22 protein-coding genes and 1 pseudogene are annotated in these 26,941 nt (G+C 67.3%); 9 read left to right on the forward strand and 14 right to left on the reverse strand.

Annotated features, from left to right (window positions below; all coding sequences use genetic code 11):
- Window positions 1-266: 266 nt before the first annotated feature.
- From CBM2588_RS26220 to CBM2588_RS26245, 6 genes are all read left to right on the forward strand, one after another.
- Entirely contained in the window at window positions 267-722 is a 456-nt protein-coding gene (locus CBM2588_RS26220) for a universal stress protein (protein WP_115683184.1), read from the forward strand.
- Between the two features lie 21 nt (window positions 723-743).
- Window positions 744-1,757: a zinc-dependent alcohol dehydrogenase family protein gene (locus CBM2588_RS26225; RefSeq protein WP_115683185.1), complete on the forward strand. Its 1,014-nt coding sequence runs from the start codon at window positions 744-746 to the stop codon at window positions 1,755-1,757.
- A 15-nt stretch (window positions 1,758-1,772) separates the two neighbouring features.
- Entirely contained in the window at window positions 1,773-3,098 is a 1,326-nt protein-coding gene (locus CBM2588_RS26230; protein WP_115683186.1) for a phosphoribosyltransferase, read from the forward strand.
- A 64-nt stretch (window positions 3,099-3,162) separates the two neighbouring features.
- Complete coding sequence (gene rocF, locus CBM2588_RS26235) at window positions 3,163-4,083, forward strand: arginase (protein ID WP_115683187.1); 921 nt, start codon at window positions 3,163-3,165, stop codon at window positions 4,081-4,083.
- A gap of 117 nt (window positions 4,084-4,200) precedes the next feature.
- Window positions 4,201-4,824, forward strand: a complete 624-nt coding sequence (locus CBM2588_RS26240; RefSeq protein ID WP_115683188.1) for a TetR/AcrR family transcriptional regulator — start codon at window positions 4,201-4,203, stop codon at window positions 4,822-4,824.
- Window positions 4,825-4,879: 55 nt separating this feature from the next.
- Window positions 4,880-5,758, forward strand: coding sequence for an NAD(P)-dependent oxidoreductase (locus tag CBM2588_RS26245; protein ID WP_115683189.1), 879 nt, complete (start codon window positions 4,880-4,882; stop codon window positions 5,756-5,758).
- 72 nt (window positions 5,759-5,830) lie between these two features.
- Here the strand turns inward: CBM2588_RS26245 and CBM2588_RS26250 are convergent, their stop codons facing one another.
- The 4 genes from CBM2588_RS26250 to CBM2588_RS26265 all read right to left on the reverse strand — a co-directional run bounded on the left by CBM2588_RS26250 (window position 5,831) and on the right by CBM2588_RS26265 (window position 9,362).
- The gene (locus tag CBM2588_RS26250) at window positions 5,831-6,241 is read right to left on the reverse strand and encodes a VOC family protein (protein ID WP_115683190.1); all 411 of its coding nucleotides are present in this window, start codon (window positions 6,239-6,241) and stop codon (window positions 5,831-5,833) included.
- 44 nt (window positions 6,242-6,285) lie between these two features.
- Window positions 6,286-6,726 (reverse strand): helix-turn-helix transcriptional regulator, encoded by a 441-nt coding sequence (locus CBM2588_RS26255; protein ID WP_115683191.1) that lies wholly within the window; start codon window positions 6,724-6,726, stop codon window positions 6,286-6,288.
- 69 nt (window positions 6,727-6,795) lie between these two features.
- Entirely contained in the window at window positions 6,796-7,392 is a 597-nt protein-coding gene (locus CBM2588_RS26260) for a hypothetical protein (RefSeq protein ID WP_115683192.1), read from the reverse strand.
- A complete protein-coding gene (locus CBM2588_RS26265) occupies window positions 7,389-9,362 on the reverse strand; it encodes an alkyl/aryl-sulfatase (RefSeq protein ID WP_115683193.1) in 1,974 nt (657 codons plus the stop codon). Before CBM2588_RS26265 ends, CBM2588_RS26260 begins: the two co-directional genes overlap by 4 nt.
- Before the next feature lie 445 nt (window positions 9,363-9,807).
- Between CBM2588_RS26265 and CBM2588_RS26270 the strand changes: the two genes are divergently transcribed.
- Window positions 9,808-10,287, forward strand: a complete 480-nt coding sequence (locus CBM2588_RS26270; RefSeq protein ID WP_115683194.1) for a hypothetical protein — start codon at window positions 9,808-9,810, stop codon at window positions 10,285-10,287.
- Window positions 10,288-10,305: 18 nt separating this feature from the next.
- Here CBM2588_RS26270 and CBM2588_RS26275 read toward each other — a convergent pair whose 3' ends face one another.
- From CBM2588_RS26275 to CBM2588_RS26295, 5 genes and pseudogenes are all read right to left on the reverse strand, one after another.
- Window positions 10,306-10,959 (reverse strand): hypothetical protein, encoded by a 654-nt coding sequence (locus tag CBM2588_RS26275; RefSeq protein WP_115683195.1) that lies wholly within the window; start codon window positions 10,957-10,959, stop codon window positions 10,306-10,308.
- A gap of 11 nt (window positions 10,960-10,970) precedes the next feature.
- Window positions 10,971-11,924 carry a 5'/3'-nucleotidase SurE gene (locus CBM2588_RS26280; RefSeq protein ID WP_115683196.1) on the reverse strand — a complete coding sequence of 318 codons (954 nt, stop codon included), beginning with the start codon at window positions 11,922-11,924 and terminating at the stop codon, window positions 10,971-10,973.
- Between the two features lie 438 nt (window positions 11,925-12,362).
- Window positions 12,363-13,187: a hypothetical protein gene (locus CBM2588_RS26285; protein ID WP_115683197.1), complete on the reverse strand. Its 825-nt coding sequence runs from the start codon at window positions 13,185-13,187 to the stop codon at window positions 12,363-12,365.
- A 53-nt stretch (window positions 13,188-13,240) separates the two neighbouring features.
- The gene (locus CBM2588_RS26290; RefSeq protein ID WP_231942281.1) at window positions 13,241-13,858 is read right to left on the reverse strand and encodes a tetratricopeptide repeat protein; all 618 of its coding nucleotides are present in this window, start codon (window positions 13,856-13,858) and stop codon (window positions 13,241-13,243) included.
- A gap of 152 nt (window positions 13,859-14,010) precedes the next feature.
- Window positions 14,011-14,145, reverse strand: a pseudogene (locus CBM2588_RS26295) (error-prone DNA polymerase); the annotation flags it as partial.
- Between the two features lie 323 nt (window positions 14,146-14,468).
- Here CBM2588_RS26295 and CBM2588_RS26300 point away from each other — a divergent pair.
- On the forward strand, window positions 14,469-15,605 hold the full coding sequence (locus CBM2588_RS26300) for a zinc-binding dehydrogenase (protein ID WP_115683198.1): 1,137 nt from the start codon (window positions 14,469-14,471) through the stop codon (window positions 15,603-15,605).
- A gap of 766 nt (window positions 15,606-16,371) precedes the next feature.
- Here CBM2588_RS26300 and CBM2588_RS26305 read toward each other — a convergent pair.
- Window positions 16,372-19,050 carry an excinuclease ABC subunit UvrA gene (locus CBM2588_RS26305; RefSeq protein ID WP_115683199.1) on the reverse strand — a complete coding sequence of 893 codons (2,679 nt, stop codon included), beginning with the start codon at window positions 19,048-19,050 and terminating at the stop codon, window positions 16,372-16,374.
- 48 nt (window positions 19,051-19,098) lie between these two features.
- The gene (locus CBM2588_RS26310; protein ID WP_115683200.1) at window positions 19,099-19,320 is read right to left on the reverse strand and encodes a hypothetical protein; all 222 of its coding nucleotides are present in this window, start codon (window positions 19,318-19,320) and stop codon (window positions 19,099-19,101) included.
- A 1,273-nt stretch (window positions 19,321-20,593) separates the two neighbouring features.
- Here CBM2588_RS26310 and CBM2588_RS26315 point away from each other — a divergent pair.
- On the forward strand, window positions 20,594-20,920 hold the full coding sequence (locus CBM2588_RS26315; protein WP_115683201.1) for a DUF1484 family protein: 327 nt from the start codon (window positions 20,594-20,596) through the stop codon (window positions 20,918-20,920).
- A 109-nt stretch (window positions 20,921-21,029) separates the two neighbouring features.
- Here the strand turns inward: CBM2588_RS26315 and CBM2588_RS26320 are convergent, their stop codons facing one another.
- The 3 genes from CBM2588_RS26320 to imuA are packed head-to-tail and all read right to left on the reverse strand — an operon-like array spanning window position 21,030 to window position 26,912.
- Window positions 21,030-24,494, reverse strand: a complete 3,465-nt coding sequence (locus tag CBM2588_RS26320; RefSeq protein WP_115683202.1) for an error-prone DNA polymerase — start codon at window positions 24,492-24,494, stop codon at window positions 21,030-21,032.
- A complete protein-coding gene (locus CBM2588_RS26325; protein ID WP_115683203.1) occupies window positions 24,491-26,059 on the reverse strand; it encodes a Y-family DNA polymerase in 1,569 nt (522 codons plus the stop codon). Before CBM2588_RS26325 ends, CBM2588_RS26320 begins: the two co-directional genes overlap by 4 nt.
- On the reverse strand, window positions 25,992-26,912 hold the full coding sequence (gene imuA, locus CBM2588_RS26330) for a translesion DNA synthesis-associated protein ImuA (protein WP_115683204.1): 921 nt from the start codon (window positions 26,910-26,912) through the stop codon (window positions 25,992-25,994). Before imuA ends, CBM2588_RS26325 begins: the two co-directional genes overlap by 68 nt.
- Between the last annotated feature and the right edge of the window lie 29 nt (window positions 26,913-26,941).

Below are 26,941 nucleotides of genomic sequence, written 5' to 3' on the forward strand. Positions count from 1 at the left end.
CCGGTGTCGCCGCCATGGTCGACATCCCCTCCCCTACAGGACAGTCTAGGTAGTGGGACCAGGCGGCGTTCGACGCAGATCAACGGGCCGCTTCACCAAACCAAAGTCTTGTCGGCATCACCCCGCTCCTGGTTGCGATCAAGGAGGCCGCCAGCCCTGCCGCTTCAGATTGATGCTGATCAAACGCGGATCCCCGCCGGCATCTACGCTGAAAGGCAACGCCCCGCGGCCTCGATTCCGCACCTCCCTTTGTCAGGAGACTCATCATGTACCAGCGCATCCTACTCGCCGTCGACGGCAGCCGTTCTTCGGACCTGGCAATGAGCCAGGCCATCATCATCGCCAGGGGGACCGGCGCCGAGGTCAAGGCCTTGTTCGTGGCGGACGACACCGATGTCTTCTTCGAAGCCAGCTACTTCAATCCGAAAGAACTGGTCGACAGCATCCTTGCGCATGGCCGCAAGGCGCTGGATGCGGCATCCGTCAGGCTCAGCGAGGCCGGTGTGCGCCATGTGATGCAGCTTGACGAAAAGCCGGTGGCGCCGGGCAGGATCTCGGCGACCATTGTCGCCGAAGCCGATGCCTGGAATGCCGACCTGATCGTGCTTGGCACGCACGGCCGCCGCGGGGTACGGCGCCTGCTGATGGGCAGCGTATCGGAAGGCGTGCTGGCCAAGACGAGCAAGCCCGTGCTGCTGGTCCGTAGCGAAATCGAAGGCTAGCCGTACCCGGCGCAATACCTTATGTCCCGCCCGACCATGCGCGCGATGGTGTTCGAGGGCGCAGGCTTGCCGCTGCACCTTCGTCGCTTGCCGGTTCCAGAGCCCGGTCCCGGCGAACTTCGCATCGCCGTGGCGGCCTGCGGCGTGTGCCGTACCGACCTGCACATCGTCGACGGCGACCTGCGCCATCCCAAACCGGCCCTCATACCAGGACACGAGATCGTCGGACGGGTGGATGCATGCGGCGCCGGCGTCACCGCCTTCACTCCCGGCGAGCGCGTCGGCGTGCCATGGCTCGGGCATGCATGCGGCGCTTGCCGCTACTGCCTGCGTCATCGCGAGAATCTTTGCAGCGCGCCGCTGTTCACCGGCTATACCCGCGACGGCGGCTATGCCGAGTACGCGGTTGCCGACAGCGCATTTTGCTTCCGGCTTCCCCCCGCCTACGATGACGAACACGCCGCGCCACTGCTCTGCGCCGGCCTGATCGGCTATCGCACGCTACGCATGGCGGGCGCAGCCAACCATGCGCGCCGCATCGGCATCTACGGCTTCGGCGCCGCGGCCCACCTCGTCACGCAGATCGCCGTAGCGCAGGGCCGCGAGGTCTACGCTTTCACCCGCGCGGGCGATACAAGGGCCCAGCAACTCGCCTATCAGACGGGCGCCTGCTGGGCCGGTTCGAGCGAGCTTCAGTCGCCTGTGCCGCTGGACGCTGCGCTGATTTTTGCTCCGGTGGGTGCATTGATACCCAAAGCGCTACGCGACGTGGACAAGGGCGGCATCGTTGTCTGCGGCGGAATTCACATGAGCGATGTGCCAAGCATGCCTTACCAGGTGCTCTGGGAAGAGCGGCGCCTGTGTTCCGTCGCCAACCTTACGCGCACCGACGGCCTTGCGTTAATGGATATTGCCGAGCGCACGCCGCTGGTGACGCACACCATCGCCTATCCGCTGGAACAGGCCAATGCGGCATTGGCCGACCTGCGCGAAAGCCGCCTTGCCGGTGCCGCCGTACTGAAAATTTCTCCATAGCTCCCAGGCATTGCAATGAGCCGATACCAAACCCGATTCCTGACGCGCGAGCTTGCTGGCTCGGAACTGGCCTCGGCGTTGCGCGCCTATCGGGGAACTGGCGTGCTGGTGCTGGCGATACCGCGCGGCGGCGTCCCGGTCGGGCGCGTCGTAGCCGACGCCTTGTGCGCCGATTTCGACCTGGTGATGGCGCGCAAGATCGACGCGGGCGTGGCGCTGGACGACACGGGCAAGACCTGGCGTACCAACGGCGCGGACGCGAACAGCGGCGCCGGCAGCCTGCGCGGCATCCACTTCGACCAGCTCTGCCGGCAGCGCGCGGTCTATACGCCGGTTCGCAAGCCGGCCGATCCCTGCGGCCGCGTGGTGATCGTCGTGGACGACGGCCTGGTGAGCGGCGCGAGCATGCATGCCGCGCTTGCAAGCCTGCGCAAGCGCGGCCCCGCGCGGCTGATATGCGCCTTGCCGATCGCCAGCAAGGCAGGCCTGGACCAGGTCCGCGCGCTGGCCGATGAAATCGTCTGCCTCGACACGCCGGATCACATCGACAGCCTTGCGCACTTCTATCACGAGTTCCAACTGGTCAGCGATGACCGGGTCCGGCAATTGACAGGGATGGCATCAACTCGCCCTCCCCTCCGCGCCCGGGCAAGTGCGGTGGCAGGCGTGCCCTCACTGGCCAAGGCCATGCGGATTCCCTACCGCACGACCTGCATGCGCGCCATGCTCGAATCCGCGCCCAACCCCATCGGCGTCGTGGTGATGGTGCACGCCGGTGGCGCACAGCGACGCGCTGCCCGAAGCCACTACCTGGCACGCAAGCTGCGTGGAAAGGGATTTGCCACGATGCTGGTCGACCTGCAGCCCGACAGCCGCGACGACGCGCCGGATGCGGATGTCGATGACCTGGCGAGAAGGCTGGACCAGGTCCTGAGCGTCCTGCGTGCCGGCACGCCGTTCGCAAGACTGCCCGTTGGCTTGCTCAGTGCCGGCACCGCCGCCGCGGCAGCCGTGCGCTTGGCCGCGGACGGCGCGCCACAGCCTGGCGCTGTCGCCTGCGTGGCAGGGCGAATCGACCTGGCCGGCAGCGCCGCCCTGCAACGGCTGGAGGCACCGACCTTGCTGATATGTGCAAGCGGCAATCCGGAGAGCATCCGGATCCATGGTCTTGCCTTCGAGCAGATGCGTTGTCCGCGACAACTCAGGCTGGTCCGGGCGAGCGGGTGCGGCTTCGACGACCGCAAGGCACTGGAGGAGATCGCGACGCTCACAGCGAATTGGTTTGAGCAGCACCTTGCGCAGGCATCGCGTCCATGCCTGAGTTACAGCGGACGCCAATAGCTGACCAGCGGGTACGAAACCTGCAAACGCATGCTGGCATCCGCACTCACACCGCATTCATGCCATGAAACCTGTCACGCTGATTGGAGCCCCCACCGACGTCGGGGCCGGCACGCGCGGCTCGTCGATGGGCCCGGAGGCGCTGCGCGTCGCCGGCCTGGCGCAGGCGCTGTCGCGCAACAAACTGCAGGTCGAGGACGCCGGCAACCTCGACGGCCCCGCCAATCCGTGGGAGCCACCCCGGGATGGCCTGCGTCACCTCGACGAAGTGCTGGCGTGGAACCGTGCGGTCTATGACGCCTGCCTCGGCACCCTGCAAACGGGCCGGTTGCCGCTGCTGATGGGCGGCGACCATTGCCTGGCGATCGGCTCGATCAGCGCCGCGGCGCGCCATTGCCGTGACACCGGCAAGACCCTGATGGTGCTGTGGCTCGACGCGCACGCCGACGCCAATATCGGCACCACAACGCCTACCGGCAACATGCATGGCATGCCCGTCGCCTGCCTTTGCGGAGACGGCCCGGCACCGCTGACCACGCTGGCCGGCGCGGCGCCGGCGGTGCAGCGCAGCGCGATCCGGCAGATCGGCATCCGCAGCGTCGATGCGGAGGAAAAGCGCCGCCTGCACGAATTACATCTGGCGGTGTACGACATGCGCTACATCGACGAGAACGGCATGCGCCACACCATGCAGCAGGCGCTGGCGGGCATCGACGCGCAGACGCACTTGCACGTCAGCTTCGACGTGGATTTCCTCGATTGCGTGATCGCGCCGGGCGTGGGCACGACCGTGCCGGGCGGGCCGACCTACCGCGAGACTCAGCTGTGCATGGAAATGATCGCCGATACCGGCCGGCTGGCCTCGCTCGACGTAATGGAACTGAACCCGGCCTGCGACGTGCGCAACCAGACCGCGCAGCTGGCCGTGGACCTGGTGGAAAGCCTGTTCGGCAAATCTACGCTGTGGCGTCCGCCGCCGGGTTAAAAAGTTGCACGGCGTGCCTGTCGATACTTCAATGCCGTACAGGGACGCCGCCATGACGAAGCGCCGATGAGGTGCTATATTGGGAGCCATCGTTTTCTAATTTGCCGATCTGGCAGCATGACAGCCACCCACCCCCAGGTTCCCACACGCACACGCAGCCGCGGCCGCCCGCGCGAGTTCAACGTCGACCAGGCGCTGGACCGGGCCGTGCGCGTTTTCAGCGAACGCGGTTACCACGGCGCTTCGATCTCCGACCTGACCCGCGCCATGCATCTCGCCCAGGGCAGCCTCTACAAGGCGTTCAAGGACAAGCAGTCGCTGTTCCTGGCGGCGTTCGATCGCTACCGCGCCCAGCGGGCGGAGAAGCTGCACCAGGCCATCGACAACGCCGGCACCGGGCTGGAACGCCTGCGCGCCACGCTGGACTTCTATGCCGACTCCGCGCAGGGCGCCGCCGGCCGGCAAGGTTGCCTTGTCGTTGGCAGCGCGGTCGAACTGTCGGCATTCGACAAGCCAATGGCCGGCCACATCGCCGCCGCGATGTCGCGCAACGAGGCGTTACTGGCCGACCTGATCCGCCAGGGCCAGCAAGACGGCTCGATCCCGGCCCATGTGGACGTCGAAGCGACTGCGCGGATGCTGTTATGCCTGACGCAAGGCATGCGGGTCGTCGGCAAGACCGGACGCAGCCGCGAACAGATGCAAGCCGTGGCAACGGCCGCACTCCAGGTATTAGCCTGAAATTTTTTTCCTATTTAGGAAACAATCGATTCCATTTTGACCGAGGAGAACACCGATGAAGATCGCTTTTCTTGGCCTGGGCACCATGGGCCTGCCAATGGCTGCAAACTTGCTCAAGGCCGGCCATGCAGTGCGCGGCTGGAATCGCTCGCCCACGCCGGTGGCGAAACTGGCAGCGCTCGGCGCGCAAGGCGCGGCCACGCCTGTCGAGGCGGTCACCGATGCGGACGTGCTGATCTCGATGCTGGCCGACGATGCGGCCACCCGTGCCGCGATACTGGACGCACGGACACTGTCCGCGCTGAAGCGCGGAGCCATCCATGTCAACATGGCCACGATCTCGGTGGCCCTGGCAGCCGAACTGGCTGCGTTACACCAGGCGCAAGGCGTGGGCTATGTCGCCGCACCGGTGCTGGGCCGGGTAAACGTTGCTGAAGCGGGCCAGCTCAACATCCTGGCAGCGGGCAATTCCGACGCCATTGCAACCGTGCAGCCGCTGCTGGATGCAATCGGCCAGAAGACCTGGCGCCTGGGCGCACGGCCAGAACAGGCCAATGCCGCCAAGCTGGCCGTGAACTTCATGATCGCCAGCGCCATCGGTACGATGGGCGAAGCAGTGGCACTGGCGCACGGCCATGGGGTGGACAAGGCCGGTTTTCTGGAACTGGTCATGTCCACGGCCTTCGCTGCTCCTGTCTACAAGGGCTATGGGCAGGCCATCGCCGAAGAGCGCTTCGAGCCAGCGGGATTCAAGCTGGCGCTAGGCCTCAAGGACGTGCGCCTGGCGTTGGAAGCGGCGGAACAGGCCAACGTTCCCCTTCCCCTGGCCAGCACCCTGCGCGATACACATATCGAAAGCCTGGCCCATGGCGAAGGCCACCTGGACTGGGGGGCACTGTCGCGCACGTCCGCACGCCGTGCCGGGCAGGCCTGAACGGCCACCGCACGGTGACTGCATCGCAGAGGCTGGCACGAACCAAGGCCCGGCGCATGGCCGGCGCCTTTGTCATTTGAGTTGCTGGATCCGGATCATGTTGCCGGCCGGATCGCGCACCGCGAAATCGCGCACCCCGTAAGGCTGGTCTGTCGGCTCCTGGACGATCTCGGCGTCGCGGTCCTGCAGGCGCTGGAAGACGGCGTCCAGGTCCTTCGCGCCAAGCAGCAGCATGGCGAAAGTACCCTTGGCCATCATCTCGCCGATGGTGCGCTTCTCGTCGTCGGTAACGCCCGGGGTCGCGTTTGGCGGGTACAGGACGATGGAGGTGTCGGGCTTGCCCTTCGGGCCAATGGTGATCCAGCGGTGGCCGCCAAAGGCGACATCCTTGCGGATCTCGAAATCCAGGGCGTCCCGGTAGAACGCCAGCGAGACCTCCGGATCGGAGTGCGGCAGAAAAGTCGAATGAATGGTGAGGTCCATGATCAGTCTCCGTAAGTGGTGAGGGGTGATGCATGGACGCCAGTCTAGTCGGACGACGGTTCCGGCGCTTCTCGATTCCTGACCGGACGCGTCACCTGCCTGGCGATGCAGGACGGGATGCCCTCGGCCTCGCGCGCGCAATCGCGCCGGTAAATGCTGGGCGAAACGCCGACCAGTTCGGTGAACCTTGAACTGAAGGACCCCAGGGACGAGCAGCCGACCTCGAAGCAGACCTCGGTGACACTCAGGTCGCCACGCCGCAGCAACGCCATGGCGCGCTCGATGCGCCGGGTCATCAGGTAGGCGTAGACCGACTCGCCATAGGCCAGCCGGAACTGCCGGCTGAGATGACCCGCGGACATATGCACGCCCCGCGCAAGCGCCTCGACGTCCAGCGGCTGGGCGTAGTCGCGGTCAATGCGGTCGCGGACCCGGCGCAGGCGCGCCAGGTCACGCAGGACGGTATCGGGGGTGGCGGCGGGCATCGGCGTATCCTGCCATGCCCGTCGGGCAGGCTCAAGCCGCTCAAGAGAATGCGGGCCTATCCGCGTAAGCTAGAGCCGGCCAGACGGCGGCCCGTGGTTCGCCAGCGCGGCACCGCCCGGCCCCGGAAACCGGCCCGCCAGTATCGCTTGCACCCGCTCGCGGTTCGCGGCGTCACCGGTCACGACGAGCAGTCCGGCGTCCAGTGCCTGCTCCCAGCCGATCCGGCCTTCCAGCAGGCCGCGCAGCACTTGCTCTCCGGTCACCACGACAACATCGTCGGCGGCGGGGCCGGCCTCGTGGCCGGCATGGTGGTCGGCCAGGCGTTGGCCCGCCGGGGCATAGCGTGTCCAGAGCCGCGACTCGACCAGCAGCAGCGACGTGGGCGGCAAGGTCGACCTGACTGGCGCCAGCCGCTGCTCCAGCATGTGCGCGGTGTCATCGGCACGCAAGCGCGCTTGCGCGCCAGTCAGGCTGCGGGCCGGTGCCAGCGTGCCTGTGCCCAGCGCGTCGTGCATGGCGAAGGCTACGCCGATCGAGGCCGGGTGGGCCGCCCCGACTTCGTCGCCGAGCACAAAGGCGGAGCCGCAGGCGGCGGCCGGCTGCGACGCCAGGGCCAGCCAGCCGGCGGCCAGGACGGTGACCAGTGCGGTAGCCTTCGTCTTCATGGCGTCACGATGTTGAACCAGAAGGGGAAGGCGTCCAGCAGGCCAAGGAATTCGCCCAGCGCCTCGCGTCGGCCCTCCACTTTCATGTCTCCTTTCGCGATGGCGTTCTCGATGGTCGTTTCCTTGAGCTGGATGGCATCGAGCGTCGCCTTTGACATCGTGATGTTCGCGTCCGCATGGGGCAACGGCTTGCCGTAGTTGAGCACGGCATTCTCCACCGCCAGGCCGTATTGCTTGTTCAGGTCGGTGAAGTCGAGATTGAGCGCCAGCTTCTTGCCCGCCGCCTTCGGACCGTTCAGGCGCACGGACAGGTAGTCGAACAGCATTTCCGGCGGCATGGCCTTGATGGTGTCCGGGCTGGCCACGTCGGTGCCGCCCGCCTTTGGCACGCCATTGCGCAACTCGTAGGCCCCCATCAGATAGACGGAGCGCCACGGACCGCTTTCCGCCTGATAGCCCAGCTGTTCGAGCGAATCCGCGAGCAGGTCCTTGCCGGCCTTGCTGTCCGGGTTGGCGAAGACCACATGCTTCAGCGCTTCGGCGGTCCAGCGGTAATCGCCCTTGTCGAAATCGGCCTTGGCGCGGCGCAGGATCGCGGCCTCGCCGCCCATGTACTCCACGTATTTCCTTGCGGCCATTTCCGGCGGCAGGTTGTTCAGGTCAGACGGATTGCCGTCATACCACCCCATGTACCGTTGATAGACCGCCCGCGAGTTGTGGCGCAGCGTGCCGTAATATCCGCGATTCGGCCAGAACTTGTCGAGCTCGGGCGGCAGCTTGATCAGTTCCGAGATCTCCGCCGCCGTATAGCCCTTGTTCATCAGGTTCACCGACTGGTCATGCGTGTACTTGTAGAGGTCGCGCTGCTTCTTCCAGTAATCGATGATCTTGGCATTGCCCCACATCGGCCAATGGTGGGCCTGGAACTTGAACTCCACGTCCTTGCCGTAGGTGTCGATGGTCTCGTTCAGGTAGCTCGACCACTTCAGCGCATCGCGCACCTGGGCACCGCGCAGCGTCAGGATGTTGTGCATGGTGTTGGTGGTGTTTTCCGCCATCCACATGCCCTTGAACTGAGGAAAGAAGGTGTTCATCTCCGCCGGAGCCTCGGTCCCCGGCGTCATCTGGAACACCATCCTGATGCCATCCACGGCAACTTCGGTCCCGGTCTTGCTGATGATGTCGGACGGCACGATCAACCCCGCGGTGCCGGTCGAGACGGTCTGCCCCAGTCCGCCGTTCACGCCGCCGCGGTCATTGCGTGGCAACAGCGCACCATACATGTAGACGGCCCGACGGCCCATCGCATTGCCGGCAATGACGTTTTCGCTGACGGCATGCTCGGTAAAGCCTTGCGGCGCGAAGATCTTGACCTTGCCCGATTTCACGTCGGCCTCGTTGACCACGCCGCGCACGCCGCCGTAGTGATCGATGTGCGAATGGCTGTACACCACGGCCACCACGGGGCGGGGCCCCAGGTGCTTCGTCACGAATTCATACGCTGCCTTGGCGGTTTCCTCCGAGATCAGCGGGTCGAGCACGATCCACCCGCTATTCCCCTGGACGAAGGTCACATTGGAGAGATCGAAGCCGCGGACCTGGTAGATGCGGTCCGAGACCTTGAACAGGCCATGCTGCATGGTCAGCTGGGCGTTGCGCCACAAGCTGGGGTTGACGGTATCCGGCGCGGGCTTGTCGATCCCGATGTATTGCTTGTAGGCCTCGAGATCCCAGACCACGTCGCCCTTGGCGTTGCGTATCGTCAGCGTGTCTGGCCTGGCGACCAGGCCGCGCTGCGCATCATCGAAATCGGCCTTGTCATGGAAGGGCAACTCCTTCAGCACCGCGGCGTTCGCCGCCTTCGTCGCCGCCGTGGCAGGCTTGCCACCCACCGGCTGGGCCTGTTGGGCCCACCCGGAGGATGACCATGTCAGGAACAGCACGGTAGTCATGACGGAAGCCGCCTTCATTGTTCTCTCCAGGGAATGTCACGTAGCGCGGATCGATCGGGCGCCCGGGCGCCCCGCCGAGGAGAATCGATAGTCCTTCATCAAGGATCACGACGGAAGTGAATGTTTTTTCGCGCGTATGAAATATCGTTGCGACCCCTGAACGGGTGAGACCGACTGTTCCTGACATGCCGGACCGCAGGCCGGGTGCCGGGCAGCCGCCAATCCATCCCTGGCGGAAGCCGTGCGTACGCGGTGGCGCGTTATCGGCGCGTGATCGTGCCTGTCGCAAAAATCCAGTGCGTGCGTCAACGTCTCAGGGCGTCTCGACACCCGTTTACGTGGCTCGATGGCCGTGCGGCAAGCTCAAGTCGGCGCTCTAGGCAGCCGATATCCGCATGGAGCCGGCAGCTTCCGAGCACGAATTGCCCATCGCCGGCGAACCAGGAGAAGTACCACCGTGACCATGATCGAACCGATTGCAGCCAAGGCAGCGGCTGCCGTGTCGATGGATACGACTGCGGCACCGCCCGCCGCCGCCAGCGAAAGCGCCAGCGACGCGCCGGGGATTCGTGCCCGGCCCGCGGCCAGTGCCGAGATCCATATTTCGGCCCCTGGCCACGCGCTGGCCGGCGGCAACCAGGCTGCTTCAGTGCGCGACAACAGCGATGTCGACGACAGCGGCCTGCCCGATCAGGCCAGGGATGCGATCAAGCGCCTGCGCGAACTGCGCGCGCAGCTGGCGCGCAAGCTGCAGGAGCTGGAGGCGGCGAAGAACGCCACCACCGGCACGCCCGACCAGAAGCGCATCCGCATCGCGGTGCTGCAGCAGGAAATCGCCAGCCTGGGCGCCGCCATCACCACCACCACCGCGACGCTGAACCAGGCCATGCGCGAACTCCCGACAGAGCAGCAAATGCTCGCCGCCAGCCTGGCAATGCGCTAGCACGCCAGGCGGCATCGCTCAGTCGCGATACGCCCACAGGTCCACCACGCGGCCGCCATCGTCCGCGATCAGGCGGAATGCGGCCGGCTGGTAGTCCGTATCGATGGCGAGCACACCGCTGGCACTGGCAGGCAGCGTGCCGCAGGCCGACGTCGACAGCTTCAGGCTCAGCGTATTCGGCATGGCCTGCGCCGCCAGTGTTCCCGACAGCTGGCATGCCGAAGCGCCGGGCGCGATCTTGCCTTCCGCGGTGACGGTGAAGATGGCGCTGGCGCCCGTAGGCAGCACCGTGGTGTAGGTGCCGGCCACGCTGGCAAGCTCTACGCTCGCGGCGGGCACCGCGGCCTGGCTCAGCAGCTTGACGCTGGCGGACGCGCCCGCGCCAGGCGCTGCGACCCAGCTGCCGCCCTTGTCGCGGCGGTAGATGGCCGTGGCCTTGTCTTCGGCATCGGCCAGGACCAGGTAGCGGCTGCCGTCCGTGCCGGCGTAGTACTTGCCGACGGTCGGGTTGTCGGCATCGCCCACGCTGACGACGTAGGCGCCGGGATCCAGATCGGTGACGGACAAGGTCGCGGTCGCGGGCGGTGCGCCGTTGTCGGGCGCGTCGTTGCCGCCGCAGGCGGCCAGCCCCAGCACGGCTGCCAGGGGAAACAGGGAAATGAGGCGTTTCATCGGGACCTGCCTCACTGGCCGAACAGTTCACCCAGGCGCAGGCGCAGCCATTGCTGGCCGGCGGGACGCTGGTCGAAGCCGATCTGCATGGCGGTCACGGCCGTTTTGGTCTTGTAGACCACCGACTCGTCCTCGGCCTGCGCGGCCGTCGGCGTGCCGCCGCCGGCGCCGATGCCGAGCCCGTACGGCGCCGTACCGTTGAACTTCAGCGCATAGGCGTCGAAAGTGCCATGCCGCGAGAACGCAAACGGCGTGGCCGCCGTCGGCGCGTTCGGGAAGTTGACGTTCAGCGCCAGGCCCGCCGGCAGCAGCGGGCCGCCGTTGGCCTTGGCCTGCAGCGTGCCGAGCAGCTTGATGGTCAGCTGCGCCACCACGCCGGATACCGGGCTCGCCAGGCCGGCATTGTCGACCGAGTCCGTGCCCGCGCTCAGCGCGATGGACGGAATGCCGCGCGCCGCGCCGAACTGCGCATTGCTGACGGTGCCCGAGCTGTTGACGATGCGGCCGACGTTCTGGCCTTCGTTGGGGCCGGACAGCACCAGGTCCGGGGCCTTGCCCCAGCGCGCCGGCGCCAGCACGTCCAGGCCGTACATGGTCGCCATCACCGGCGTGCCGTGGGCGTAGTGGTAGTCGCCATTGGTGTAGCCCGCCTTGGTGAAGGGGCCGACCGCCGGCTCGCCGGTCTTGGCCGCGCCGTTGTGGCAGCCGCCTTCGGCCTCGACCTGGGTCTTGTCGTTGTCCGGCACGATGACCGTGGTGCTGTACATCACGATGCCGGCGCCGCGGCCGCTCTGGCCGGTGCAGGGTACGCTGACGATGACGTTGTGGCCAGCGCCCTTGAGCGCGTCGTACAGCGCCTTCAGGTTGCTGGTCAGGCCGTCGTCGTTGGTCAGCAGGATGTTCAGGGCGAAGGCAGGACTCGCCGTGGCGGCCAGCAAGGCCGCGGCGATCAGGCGGGATTTCATGTCGGTGGCAGGTCTGAGTAGTTCAGGAATGCGGGCGAAGCGTGCCCGCGCGGCAGGCAAGTTACTGCGGGCAGCCCGGTGAGGCTGGCGGCGCGCATGCGCCGGCAGCGCCGATGTAGGTGGCGCGGGCCGGGCGCAGCGCCCTGGGTCATCCGTGGTGGACGAACGCTACCTTAACCGCGCTTGATGGCAGTTGCGTGAACAACAAAGGGCGCGATGCGCGCTGCCGGGTTGTCTTGCGGGCGGCTGGCCGGACGTCGCGGCGCGGTAACGCAGCTTGAAACGGGGTCACCGCCAGCAAACGCAGCCGGGCCAGCGGGTGGAATTTCAGCAGACCGGCCCAGGCTGACTTAGGTCGCGCCAGCCGGGCCCGCGACGAGGAGATCGCCGCGCGCGTTGAACGTTGAACGTAGAAGGTTCTGCGCTGAAGCTGCCAGGCTACGAGCCAACCTTGAGTTGGCCGCCGCGGCCCAGCCCGCCCTTCACTTCCTGAGCCTTGTAGTTGCGCAGCGAGACCACCATGTTGTTGTAGGCGTCCATGAATGCCGCCACGGTAGCCTTGCCTTCAGGCGTGCGCGAGAAACCGGCGAGCCCGCCGGCCGCACCGCCGCCCAGGGCGCCGAAGGCGGCACCGATATTGGTTGCCGTGGAGTTGCCTTCCGAGATGGACAGCTGCACGCCGGACCGGATGTCGAACATGGTCAAGGTCACGACCGATGCCTTGCTTTGCATGGCGCCGCCGACGAGTGCGCCGACCGCGCCGAACAGACCGCCCACACCGGCGGCCAACTGGCCCGTGGAGTCGTTGTCGATGATGATTGCAGGCTCCATGTAGTAGTCGGCCGCGACGCGCTGTCCCTTCTGCTGGCGCGAACCGGCCCGGAATTCGCCGGAATTGCGCTGCTTGTCGGTAATGCTCGAAAGCTTGCTTTCGGTGCGGTTGTTGCCGATCGAGGTGATCACGAAGCAGTTCGACTGCTGCACCGCCAGGCGGATCAGTGGCTCGATGGTAGTGACTTTGGTGGCTGCGCCGAAGCTTGCATACCATTCCTTGCCCCGGCCATCATCCACGGCCAGCGTGCCCAGCGGCTTGTCGCAGCGCTCCAGCGCCGGATTGGCATTCACGCTGGTCGCCCCGCCCGCTGCGCCGGTGGCAGCCGTCGGTGCCGTGCCGGTGCTGATGATGCCGCCCCCGCTGGCGCAGCCAGCCAGGATCAGGGATGTGGCCAGGCCGGCCACGCGCAGAGAAGTGTTGTTCAGCATGAAAACGCGTTCCTGTTGACGGAAGTAATAAGAAAAATCGTGGATGGCGGGGCCTAGCGTGGGCGCCAGCCGGCGCGGTCCCATACCCAGTAGTACGGATAGCTGCTGTACCAGCCCAGCCAGGATTTGCGGTAGGCTTCGCGCACCTGGTACAGGCTCTGTTCGTCCTTCTTGGCTGCTTGCGCTTGCGGCAGCAGGTCTCGTGCCTCCTTGCTGCCTTTCGCTGCAGCGCGCGTCAGCCACGCCTCGGCTTCAGCTGGGTCCGACCCCATTTCCTCAAAGCCCATAAGGTAGATTCGCCCAAGCGCCAGTTGGGCCTGCATATGGCCGTTGTCGCCGGCCTTGCGCAACCATTGGAGGGCCTGATAGCTATTGCGCTCTACGCCATCGCCACGCAGCAGGCGCAAGCCTAAGTCGTAGGCCGCGTTTGCATCGCGCTCAGCAACCGCTGCCAGCGCCTGCATACGATGATCGGCATCTTCTGGCGCAGCCTGCCCTGTGGCGACACGGCGATCCTGGTCGGTACAGGTGTTGCCGTTGCACAGGCGTACTGTTGGCGACTGGGGGGACAACTGGTCGGCTGGCGATTGCGCGGCGCATGCTGCAAGGCCAACAACCATCGAAAGCATTAGAAGCGTGATATTTCTCATAAACGGAATGCCCTGATACATTTACATTTTCTGTAACAGACAACATTCTATTGTAACAAAATGTACGTAGTCTAGCCGCGCCGCGCTAATGCCGCACCCCTGAAGAGCCTTGTCGGCCGAAAAAGGGAAAACAGCTTCCACGGCCTCGCAGCGGCAACGAGACAAGCCGGTTTTCAACGAAAATCCCGGCTCCCCACCATCAACCGCCCCAGCATCGGGCTCAGGTCCACCAGTTCCTGGGCCACAAGGTGGCGCACGTCGCCCTGGCGCTGCCAGGTGCCGACCACGCCCAGCAACGCCGGAGCAAGCGTCTCCCGGATCGTTTGCTCTGTCATCGCCGAACCTCCATTGGCAGTTGCCGATCGCGTCATTGGGGCATCTCCATCGACTCCTTTCGGTTAGCAACTGCACACACGTTCGCAGGGTGATCTTGGGCAGCGTCTGTGTTCCCCGGACATCAATGCGGCCAGTGGATACGCTGCGATGCATGATGGCCTGTCGACCGACGCATGACCTGAATTTCCGGCCAGTACGGGATTCGCAGGAACTTGCTACATTGCTGACTGCTGGCAAAAACAGCCCCAGGCAGCTGCCCCGCTCACCGCAAACCGACAGGCCAAGGAGACATCGAATGCACACCGCGCTTCAACTTCGTTCGCAAATCAAGAGCAGCGGTGAACTCGAGCTATCGCTAGACAGCATCGACACGCCGCATCCTGGCCCGGATGAAGTGCTCATCCGCATTGAAGCCTCTCCTCTCAACCCGTCCGATCTCGGCCTGCTGTTCGGTGCGGCCGACATGAGCACGGCCAAGGCCAGCGGCACGGCCGAGCGCCCCATAGTCACCGCGCGCGTTCCGGAAGGCGCGATGCGCAGCATGGCGGGCCGCCTGGATGTGTCCATGCCGGTGGGCAATGAGGGCGCGGGCGTGGTCGTCGATGCAGGCTCGTCCCCTGCGGCGCAAGCCTTGATGGGAAAGACCGTCGCTGCCATCGGCGGCGCGATGTACTCGCAGTACCGCTGCATGTCCGCGGACCAGTGCCTGGTCTTGCCCGACGGCGCCACGCCTGCTGACGGCGCGTCGTCATTCGTCAACCCCCTCACCGCACTGGGCATGGTCGAGACCATGCGGCTCGAAGGACATAGCGCCCTGGTGCACACCGCCGCGGCCTCCAACCTGGGCCAGATGCTCAATCAGATCTGTCTCAAGGATGGCATCAAGCTAGTGAACATCGTGCGCAAGCAGGAGCAGGCGGACCTGCTCAAGGCACAAGGCGCGGTCCACGTCTGCAACGCCGCGTCGCCCACGTTCATGCAGGAGCTCACCGAGGCACTCGTCGCCACTGGCGCAACGATCGCGTTCGACGCCACGGGCGGCGGCAAGCTCGCCGGCCAGATCCTCACCTGCATGGAAGCGGCCTTGAACAAAACGGCCCGCGAATACAGCCGCTATGGCTCGACCACCCACAAGCAGGTCTACCTCTACGGCGGCCTGGACACAAGCCCGACCGAGTTCAACCGCAACTTCGGCATGGCGTGGGGCATGGGCGGCTGGCTGCTGTTCCCGTTCCTGCAGAAGATCGGGCGCGAGCGGGCCAACGCGCTGAAGCAACGCGTGATGGCGGAGCTGAAGACCACCTTTGCCAGCCACTACTCGAAAGAGATCTCGCTGGCCGAGGTGCTCGACCTGGAGGTGATCGCCGTCTACAACAAGCGCGCGACGGGGGCGAAGTACCTGATCAACCCGAACAAGGGCCTGGCCGGATAAATCACCGTGGGGCGCCTTGCGCGCCCACCCGTGTCAAGAATCAGCCGCTGCGCCACAGCCGGCGGCGCGGCGGTGTGGCAGCTCATCCAGGTGCTGCCCTGGGAGTCATCGCGAGATCGTCATGCACTTGTACAATTGGTCGATCACGGCTGGCTGCTGCCAGTGATGCCGTGGCCGTCTCTGACCGACCCATTGCGGCCCCTCATCGCGTACCCACAAGTGTCCGTTGAACGTTTCGAATGAGCTGCTCTCGTTGCCGTGGCAAATGCAGCTGGTGCGCGGCTATGACGCAATTTTGGTCGGCGATGCACATACGACAGAAGACAGGACGCAAAGGGGCGCGCCACCGCCGGATGCTGTGATCAGGCACACCAATCTGTACTGGAGCAATCAACGGGCGCCGGGCCGATCCGGCGGAGTCATCGGGAGTGTAGACATTGATTTCGCGCTCCGTGGTTCCTGAAGAATGCGAACAACCAGTGGAGCCGCTGGATGGCCGGCATTCGGCGCAAGTCGGACATTGTTTTCGCTGCTCTGGGTGACCGTTCCTGGCCGGTCTCGGCCCTCTCTGGTCTTGACCCTGCAACCTCCCAACCCAGCATCGGGAAATGAGCTCGCTTTCTACTCACTGCGTATCACCGTGGGCCTTCGGCCAATGGTGGTTCCATCCATATTGTCTAGCTCGCGTAATTCTTCCTCGACCGTTCTGCTGCAGTTCGCCGCATTGCCAGGCTATTACCGAACCCGAACCCGTTCCGGGATCGGCTCAGCCGAACTCCTTCGCGAGGTAGGCCGCCGTCACGCTTGCGATGGAGACCGCGATGACGGCCGGACGGCCGCTTGCCACGATGCGCCCCCCTTCGTCGCCGGCGCCGGGTCCGATGTCGATAACCCAATCCGCCTGCGCCACCACGCGCATGTCGTGTTCGACCACGACCACGGTGTTGCCGGCGTCCACCAGCGCCTGCAACTGCGCCAGCAGGCGATCCACATCGGCGGGATGCAGGCCGTTGGTGGGCTCGTCGAGCACGTACAGCGAGTCGCCGCGCTGCGCGCGCTGCAATTCGGTGGCCAGCTTGATGCGCTGCGCCTCGCCGCCCGACAGTTCCGTGGCCGGCTGCCCGAGCCGCAGATAGCCGAGCCCGATATCGCGCAACGCCGTCAGGGCTCGCATCGCCGGCGCCTCGTCGGCGAAGACCTCGCAGGCCGCGTCGACGGTCAGGTCCAGCACCTCGGCGATGTTCCGGCCCTTCCAGGTGATTTCCAGCGTCTGCGGCCGGTAGCGCGTGCCGTTGCACGCCGAACAGGGCGCGTAGACGCTCGGCAGGAACAGCAGCTCCACGCTGACGAAGCCCTCGCCTTCGCACGTCGGGCAGCGTCCCTGCGCCACGTTGAACGAGAAACGGCCGGCCGTGTAGCGCCGCTTGCGCGCGGCGGGCGTCGCGGCGAACAGCTTGCGTACATGGTCGAAGAACCCGGTATAGGTCGCCAGGTTCGAACGGGGCGTGCGGCCAATCGGCTTCTGGTCCACGCGCACCAGCCGGCGCACTGACTCCATGCCACCAGCGATGCGGCCCTCGGTCGGGGCATCGGTCACCGCGAACAGCGGGTCGCGCTCGTCTTCGGAATCGCCGTCGTCGGCGCGGCCTAGGTGCCGGTTCACGAGTTCGGGCAGCGCCTGGCTTATCAGGCTCGACTTACCCGAACCCGAAACCCCGGTTACCGCGGTGAAGCAGCCAAGCGGGATATCCGCATCCACGCGATGCAGGTTGTTGCGCGAGACATGGGCCAGCCTGAGCCACCCGGCCGGCTCTCGCGGCGCGCGCTGCTGCGTCTCCGGCGGCCCGAACAGGTAGGCCGCGGTGCGCGAGGCCGCGATCTCGGCGAGGCCGTCGGGCGGGCCGCTGTAGAGCACGCGCCCGCCGTGCTCGCCGGCTGCGGGCCCCACGTCGACGATCCAGTCCGCCTGGCGCATGGTCTGCGTGTCGTGCTCCACGACGAACAGCGAATTGCCGGCCGCGTTCAGGCGGCGCAATGCCACGAGCAGCGCCTCACCATCGGCGGGATGCAGCCCGGCCGAGGGTTCGTCGAGGACGTAGACCACACCGAACAGTTGCGACGAGATCTGCGTGGCCAGCCGCAGCCGTTGCAGCTCGCCCGAGGACAGCGTTGGCGTGCTGCGATCGAGCGACAGATAGCCGAGGCCCAGGTCGATCAGCGTGGACAACCGCTCCATCAGTTCCTCGGCGATGCGTTGCGAGGCGAGCCGCTTTTCGTCGGAGAGGTTGGGTGTGCGCCGCACGTCGGGGGCGGCCTTGTGCGCCGAGCCGCCGGCCGCCACGCGCCGCGTCGTGTCCGCACGCGCCGCCTTGCGGCTTAGCACGGCGCCGGCGGCACCGGCCGGGCCGGGCGATTTGCCTTGCGCGATGGGCAGCATGATCTCGGCCACGCGGGCCAACGGCAGGTGCGTGAATTCGCCGATGTCGAGCCCGGCGAACGTCACGGACAGCGCCGCCTTCTTGAGCCGCTTGCCGTGGCACGCCGGACATTCGCGCCCGATCATGTATTGCGCCACGCGCTTCTTCATCAGCGCGCTCTGCGTGGTGGCGAAGGTCTGCAGCACGTAGCGCCGTGCCCCCGTAAAGGTGCCCTGGTAGCTCGGCTCCAGCTTGCGCTTGAGCGCGGCGCGCACCTCGCGCGGCGTGAAGCCAGCGTAAACCGGCACGGTGGGCTGCTCCTCGGTGAAGAGGATCCAGTCGCGATCCTCCTTCGGCAGGTCGCGCCACGGCGAATCGACGTCATAGCCGAGGGTGACGAGGATGTCGCGCAGGTTCTGCCCGTGCCAGGCCGGCGGCCACGCGGCCACGGCGCGTTCGCGGATGGTGAGCGAATCGTCGGGCACCATCGACTGCTCGGTGACATCGTAGATACGCCCGAGACCATGGCATTCCGGGCAGGCGCCCTCCACGGTGTTGGGCGAGAAATCCTCGGCGTAAAGCATCGGCTGCCGCGCGGGATAGGTGCCAGCGCGCGAGTACAGCATGCGCACCAGGCTCGACAGCGTGGTGACGCTGCCCACCGTCGACCGCGCGTTCGGCGTGCCGCGCTGCTGCTGCAGCGCCACGGCGGGCGGCAGGCCCTCGATGCTGTCGACCTCGGGCACGCCCACCTGATCGATCAGCCGCCTTGCATAGGGCGCGACGGATTCGAAATAGCGTCGCTGCGCTTCCGCGTAGAGCGTGCCGAACGCGAGCGACGACTTGCCCGAGCCCGACACGCCGGTGAACACCACCAGCGCATTGCGCGGGATATCGACATCGACATCCTTGAGGTTGTGCTCGCGCGCGCCGCGCACCCTGACGAAGTTGTCCGAGTCCGTGGGGACCTGGTCCGCCTCCCGACCCGCGCGGGCCTTGCGCCGGGGTGGCCGGATATCGGCGCTCATGCGCGCCTTCGCTTGCACAAATTGCCGGCCGCGACCATGTACATCCGGCTACTTGCTGCGGCGCCTGGCCGCGCGCTTGCGGGCGGGCTTGGGCGGCGTCAGCGCCGCAATCCACGCGTCCGTTGCGGCCTTGGTCATCGCCGCGGCGGCCGTGGCTGTCTGGCGCCTGCCCTCGGCCACCGCGCGCCCACGAGCCGCGCCGGCCGCCGCATTCGCGCCGCTGAGCCACGTGCTCAGCATCGGGTTCTTTTTGAGCCAGGGGTTCTTCATCGCATGCTCCTTGGGACACAGCCGGCGTGCCGATGCTGCTAGGCAGCAGGAAGCATGCCAGTGGCCTACCGATCGCGGTCTACGGAAGTTCATGCACTGCCACGGGCACAACAACTTATCGAACAGTTTTGGCAGAGGTCGAGATACTGCTCATACTGGCGAGCAGATGCCGGTCAACCAGCTCTTTCCGCGCGGGCAAGAACTGGAAATCCCTGCTTCTGAAGGAAGCCCGTGAGGCGCTCAAGCAGAATGCTTCTTGCGGCGCTTTTCTCATCGGCTGCCCCGCTGTTGCCGAGATGCCAATTGATTGAATGGCGAGGCTTTTGACGAACTGGAGAGCATAGACCAATCTTCCATCAACCACGATTGATGCGGCCTGCGCGGGCATCGATCGCCGATGTCCCAGACCGACCCTGAACCGCCTTTCGGACGCGAGACGGCGCAACGACCGCTTCCTATGTACAACCGCCGCCGGTCGCTGAATTAAATGGCACCCAGTGCTGATCAAGTTGAGGGCGCCGGGCGAACCCCAAGGATCTCCACAGATCGACAACTGAATCGAACATCAAGCCGGCGAGGGGCCTCATATCAAAGCTAAGCCGACCATTGTCTCGCCTCGATATAACGATCTCGTCCAGCCCTGCACCGCCAGACAGTTCATTAAGATTGATGCCAATCTCCGATATGTCTCGGCATAGGAATTCAACGATCCGATCTTCCATTGGACCCGTCCACTTTGAATTGTCCTGGCCCCTCCGGTGCTCGGCGGCGGCTATGCCCGATATATTCGGCAATTGAAGCATAACGAGGGCTGGCCGGCTTGCGCGTGCGTTGCATAACACAGGAACCAAGCGATGCTGTTGCCCGCAGGATGCCGAAGGGGCGTGGCATAGGAGGCGACGACGTGCACATGGCTTCAGCAACGTTCCAGACGACATTGCGATCGCGCCCTGGCCGGCATACCTGACCAGTATGTCAAAATTCGTTTCTGAATGATCTGATCCATTGCCGCTCCGGCGTGGGTGTTCGAGAATGGTTTGTCGCCAATCCAATGGCGATCAGGTTTAGCAGCCTGCGTACCACACGACGGACAGAGCCGCGCGAGCGGCTCTGTCCGTCGCGCCATCGAACGTCCACACCTGCGGGCGGGCCTTGGCAGGGGAGCCTCAGGGCTCGCCGGTCTGGTGGTGCCGGTCTGCTAACCCTGCCCTGTGCTCGCCCACCCGATTAGCAGCGGACGACGGGCCTCCATCCCTTTAGTTCGGAGGTCACCATGCAAAGCAACACCCCGGCTCCCCAAGAGCCCACCCTCGCCCCAAAAGATCAACTGGCCGAGAACGTGGCCCAAGTGGACCGCGCCCAGGCCCGCCCCCACGCCAAAGCCGCTCCGCCCCCACCCAGCAAAGCCGTCACCCTGGAGGAGCAAATCCTCGAGGCCACTGACGACCTCCTGCGCGTCAGCGCCGGCCTTCAGTCCTTCCTGACCTTGCTGGACCTGCAGAGCGACACCATCCCCCAAGGCATCGGCCTCCACGCCATGCTTTTGCCGCTCAAGCAACAGCTGGACGAGAGCGCAGATCGCCTGCAGGCGCTGGTCTGACCGGGCAGAGCCTGCTTATCCGCCCGACGGATGAGCAGCGCTGAAAAGCGAACGGCGCGAGCCAACTGGTCTCGCGCCGTTTGCATCTCCCTCATTGGCGCCGTGCGTCTCAATGAAAATCCCGGCTCCCCACCATCAACCGCCCCAGCATCGGGCTCAGGTCCACCAGTTCCTTGGCCACCAGGTGGCGCACGTCGCCCTGGCGCTGCCAGGTGCCGACCACGCCCAGCAGCGTGGCGCCCAGCACCTCCTTGCGCTGGCGCTCGACCAGGTCGGGCCACAGGATCAGGTTGATGCTGCCGGTCTCGTCCTCGATGGTGGCGAAGATGGTGCCGCTGGCGGTGGACGGGCGCTGGCGCACGGTGACGATCCCGCAGGCGCGCACGCGGCGGCCGTTGGCGCAGCGTTCGAGCTGGCTGGCAGTGACGAAGCGCATCGCCGCCAGCTTGTGCCGCAGCAGCGCCAGCGGGTGCGACTTGAGCGACAACCCCAGGCTGGCATAGTCCGCGGTCACATCTTCGCCGAGGCGCGGCGCGGGCAGCGTCAGCGCGGCTTCGGCGGGCGGCGCTTCATACAGCAGGTCGCGGTGTGCGGCATGCGCGGCCGCGGCGCGCGCCTGCCAGCGGGCCTGGCGGCGGTTGCCGGCGAGCGGCGCGAGCGCGTCGGCGGCGGCCAGCACGTCGATGTCGTGGCGGTCCAGGCCGGCGCGCAGCGCCAGGTCTTCGACACTGTCGAAGGCACGCTGCGCGCGCGCGGCCTCGATGCGCAGCGCCGCGGCCTCGCGCATGCCCTTGACCCGGCCCAGGCCCAGGCGCACGCGCGGATGCGGCGGCCGCTCCTGCCGAATGATGGCCGCATCGGACTCCGCCACCGGCTCCAGCGTGCTGTCCCAGCGGCTGATGGTGACATCCACCGGCAGTACCTCCACATCATGGCGGCGCGCGTCCTGCACCAGCTGCGAGGGCGAATAGAAGCCCATCGGCTGGCTGTTCAGCAGCGCGCACAGGAAGGCCGCCGGATGGTGGCACTTGAGCCACGAACTCACGTACACCAGCTTGGCGAAGCTGGCCGCATGGCTTTCGGGAAAGCCGTATTCGCCAAACCCCTCGATCTGCTTGCAGATCGCCAGCGCGAAGGATTCCGGATAGCCCTTGCCAGTCAGCGCCCGCACCAGCGCGTCTTGGTGCTTGCGCAGGTCGCCGCGCCGCCGCCATGCCGCCATCGAGCGGCGCAGCTGGTCCGCCTGCCCCGGCGAAAAACCCGCCGCGTCGATGGCCAGCTGCATCACCTGCTCCTGGAAGATCGGCACGCCCAGGGTGCGGCCCAGCACTTTCTCGATTACCTGGTTGAAGTAGACCGGCGGCTTCTGCGTGCGGCGAAAGGCCTCGCGCCGCTTCAGGTACGGATGGACCATGCCCCCCTGGATCGGGCCCGGCCGCACGATCGCCACCTCCACCACCAGGTCGTAGTACTCGCGCGGCTGCAGCCGCGGCAGCATCGATTGCTGCGCGCGCGACTCGATCTGGAACACGCCGATGGTGTCGGCCCTGCAGATCATGTCGTAGGTCGGCTTGTCCTCCTTCGGGATGTCCTCCATGCGCGCCGGCAGACCCGCGCGCGCCGGATCGCGGCTGGGGTTGGGGATCATCTCCAGCGCGCGCCGGATCGCCGACAGCATGCCCAGCGCCAGCACGTCGACCTTGAGCAGGCCCAGCGACTCCAGGTCGTCCTTGTCCCACTGGATCACGCTGCGGTCGGCCATGGCCGCGTTCTCGATCGGCACCAGCCGCGACAGCTTGTGCCGCGCGATCACGAAGCCGCCCACGTGCTGCGACAGGTGGCGCGGAAAGCCACGCAGCTGCGCCGTCAGGCTGGCCCACTGCTGCACTGCCGGGGACTCGGGATCGAGCCCGTAGCGGGCGATCTTGTCGACAAAGCCCGGGCCGCCGTCCCACCATGCCTGGCCCTTGACTACCTGCTCGACCACGCTGGCGTCGATGCCGAGCGCGCGACCCACGTCGCGCAGGGCGCTGCGCGAACGGTAGGTGATCAGCGACGCCGCCAGCGCGGCGCGATGGCGGCCGTATTTGTCGTAGATGTACTGGATCACCTCTTCGCGCCGCTGGTGCTCGAAATCCACGTCGATATCGGGCGGCTCGTCGCGCTCGCGCGACAGGAAGCGGCCGAACAGCAGGTTGGCCTGCTCGGGGCTGACCTCGGTCACATACAGGCAGAAGCACACCAGCGAATTGGCGGCAGAGCCGCGCCCCTGGCACAGGATGCCGCGCGAGCGCGCAAAGCGCACGATGTCGTGCACCGTGAGGAAGAACGGCTCGTAGTGCTTTTCCTCGATCAGCTCCAGCTCTTCCTTCAGCTGCGCTTCCCACTCCGGCTTCAGGCCGTTGGGAAAGCGCTCGCGCTTGCCACGCTCGACTTCCTTGCGCAGATAGGAGATCGGGGTTTCGCCGGGCGGCACCAGTTCCTCGGGATACTCGTAACGCAGCGTGCCCAGCGAGAAATCGCAGGTCTCGGCAATCTTCAGCGTCTGCGCCAGCGCCTCGCGCGGGTACAGGCGCGACAGCACCTGGCGCATGCGCAGGTGCTGCTCGGCATTGGGCGCCAGCGCCATGCCGCATTCGGCCAGCGGCTGGCCCAGCCGGATCGCGGTCAGCACGTCGGACAGCGGCTTGCGCGAGCGCACATGCATGGTGACCGCGCCGGCCGCGGCCAGCGGCACGCCGGTCTGCGCCGATACCGCTTCGAGGCGCGCGCGGTGCAAGGCATCGGCATGGCCCTGCAACTGTTCCAGCGCGATCCAGGCGCGCTCGCCGAACACTGCGCGGCACCACTCGGCCTGCTCCAGCAGCCGTTCCGGCTCGGCGCAATAGTCGGGCAGCAGCAGCGCCACGCAGCCGGGCATGCCGCGCAGGTGGGCGATGTCGCCGGCCGGCGCGGCGAGGTCTTCGGGATGCAGCCGGTAGCTGCCCTTCTGCGCGCGCCGGCGGCCCAGCGTGATCAGCTCGCTCAGGTTGCCGAAGCCCTCGCGATGCTGCGCGATCAGCACCAGCCGCAGCGGCGCCTGTTCCGGTCCATTGGCCGGGATCAGGCTGAAGCGGCTGCCGATCAGCAGCGAGAACGCATCGGCGGCGCGGGCCAGCGCCTGCAGCCGCTGGTGGCGGCTGGCGTGGAAGCCGGGATCGTCGTCGCCGCTGCCGAAGGCATCGGCGTCGTCGAGCAGCGGTTCATCGATGCCGTCATCGGCGCCGTCATCGACACCTTCATCCACGCCCTCGGCGACCCGTGCCGCGCTGCGCGCTACCGCGTCGTGCAGGCGCTTGCGCAGGGTCTCGATGGCATCGTGCGCGCGCGCGGTGCCGGCCACCGAGCATTCATCGGTCAGGGCCAGCCCGCGGTAGCCCAGGCCGAAGGCGCGCTCGATCAGTTCGCCCGGGTGCGAGGCGCCGCTCAGGAAGGTGAAGTTGGAGATGCAGTGCAGCTCCACGTAATCCGGCAGCGCCGGCAGCAAACCCGGCAAGGACGCAGGCAACGATGGGGGCAAGGGCGGCGCGCTCATGCGAACAACCCATGCAGGAACCAGCGATACTCGCCGCCATCGTCGTGCGCGGCATGGCCCGGACGCTCGCGGAAGATCCAGCAGCGCAGGCCGTCGGCGCGCTCGGCGATAAAGTAGTCGCGCGTGGCCAGGGCCCCGTCCCACCAGCCGGCCTCGATGCGCTCGGGCCGGCTCAGCAGCGCCAGCGGGCCGCCGTGGCAGGGGCGGTGGCGCTGCACCGGCAGCGGCAGCGGTTGCGGCAGCAGCCACAGCGGGCGCTCCGGCTGCGGCTCGGGCAGGCTGGCGGGCTTGCCAGCGGGCTCGTCGACCGGGCACCAGCGGTTGGCGCGCTCGGGCCGGTGGTCGGCCAGCGGGCGCGGCTGCAGCACGTTGTCGCGGCCCAGCCGCGCCATCAGCGTATCGAGCAGGCGGCCCAGGTCTTCCGGCGTGCCGCCGGGCTCGGGGAACAGCGCATCGCTTTGCGGCACGCACGCGGCCATGGCTTCCACGCGCAGCGCCAGGCCGGTCACGGGGGCATGGAAGCTGAGCTGGTCGAGCTTTTCGCGCAGCAGCCGCGACAGGTGCGCGGGATCGCGGCTGGGCTGGGCCAGGCCCAGTGGCACCGGGGTGCCTTCGGTGGCCGCGCCGCGCCGGTAGCGCTCATGCTCCAGCACCAGCACGCAGCGCGTGACGCCGGCCTGCTGCACCGCCAGCCAGCCCGCCAGCGCCAGCAGCAGCCGCTGCGCGCCGGCCAGCACGGCTTCGGCGGATTCGATCCGGCCCGGCAGGTCCATGCGCTGCGCAAACGCGGGCGGCGCCACGAACCAGACAAAGCGCGCCGGCGCCTCGCCATAGGCCTGGTCCAGCCGCGCCAGCAGCGCCGGACCCAGCCGGCGCGTCAGGCCCGCGCGCGGCAGGCGCCGCACCTCGCCCAGCGTGCGGCAGCCGATGCCATCCAGCCAGGCCGGATCGGCCAGCGTGTGCAGCGCCTCCACCGGCAGGCGGTCGAGCAGCCGGTGCAGGCGCGCCATGCCCACCGCCCGGCGGCCGGGCCGCACCACGCCACGCCGCGTGCGCCGCAGCGGCTGGCGTGCCAGCCATGCGGCGCCGTGCGCGGTCGGCCCGCACCCCACCTGGGCCACGGTGCCCAGCTGGCGCACGCAGGCCCGCACCGCGCGGCACAGCGCGCGATGGCCGCCGAACAGGCGCAGGCTGGCGCCGGCATCGAGCATCAGCGTGGCCGACTCCGGCTCCTCGTCGACGGTCACGCCCGGCGTGAAACGCAGCAGCGCCAGCGCCACCGCTTCCATCAGCGCGGCTTCGGCGGCCGGGTCGCGCTCCAGCTGCACGATATCGGCCGACAGGGCCTGCACGCCACCGCGGCGCATGCCATAGCGCACGCCCAGCTGCATCGCCGGACCATTGGCCAGCACCACCTGCTCGCGCGCCATCACCGCCACCGGCAGCGCATGGTGCAGGGTGGCGGCAGCGGCAGGCGGGCTCGCGGCGGGCGCCAGCTCAGGCCAGTTGGGCTGCAGCGCGTCCAGGGGCAGGCGCGGCAGGTGCACCGCGATCCAGTACGGCATCGGATGAAAGCTGAGAAGACTGCGCCAGCGGTTCGGGCCCGGCGGGCGCCCCCGCAGTTGCCCCTGCCGGGACCGGCCAGGCGGCCGCGCGCGTGGCCGCCGCCATGCCGTCCAGGCGCAGCAGCAGCGGCGTGTCCCGCACCGGCCCGCGGCGCTTGTGGAAGGTGATCGACAGCATGTTGCCGGGCAGCGGCGCCAGCAGCAGCCGCAGCACCGCGGGCGACGACTCGCGCAGCGCCGTGGCCGGGCGCAATGCCCAGGCCACCGCGTCGCCGGCCTGCGCCAGCACCTGCAGCCGCCGCAGCGCCTCGGGGCGCGCCGCCGGCAGCCACACCAGCACGCCGCCAAAGGCCTGGCTGCGCAGCACCTGTTCGGCGGCCCACAGCATGTCGGCCTGCTGCGCGGCCCTGGCCGCTTCGGCCGGAGCACGCACCCAGTAGCACTGCCGCGCCGACAGCCCGGCCGCGGCCAGCCCCATCGCATTGGGCAGGTAAGGCGGCGCCACCAGCGCAATGCGCCGCCCCGCCCCGGCCAGCGTGCGCAGGGCTGGCAGCAGCAGGCGCATTTCCCCCGCGCCGCCCTGCGTGGTCAGAAGTTCGGTCAGGCCGCCGGCCGGCCAGCCGCCGCCGGGCAGTTCCGCCGACAGCGCGTCATACCCGGTCGGGCACACCGCGGCCCCGCCGGCGCGGCCCAGCTGGCCGGCCCGCCACAGCCCGGGATAGCGCTGCTCGAGCGCCGACAACGCCTGCTGGCGCTCGGCCGCGGCAGGCCACGCAGGCCCTGAGGCCGCCGGCGCAGGGAAAGGCAGACCCTCCGCCGCCCTTGGCGGGGCTGCATGCAATGGCGCAGTCATGTGAAGTTAGCATCACTCGTCGGCAGGGC

The sequence above is a fragment of the Cupriavidus taiwanensis genome (assembly GCF_900250075.1).
Classification (GTDB): domain Bacteria; phylum Pseudomonadota; class Gammaproteobacteria; order Burkholderiales; family Burkholderiaceae; genus Cupriavidus; species Cupriavidus taiwanensis_C.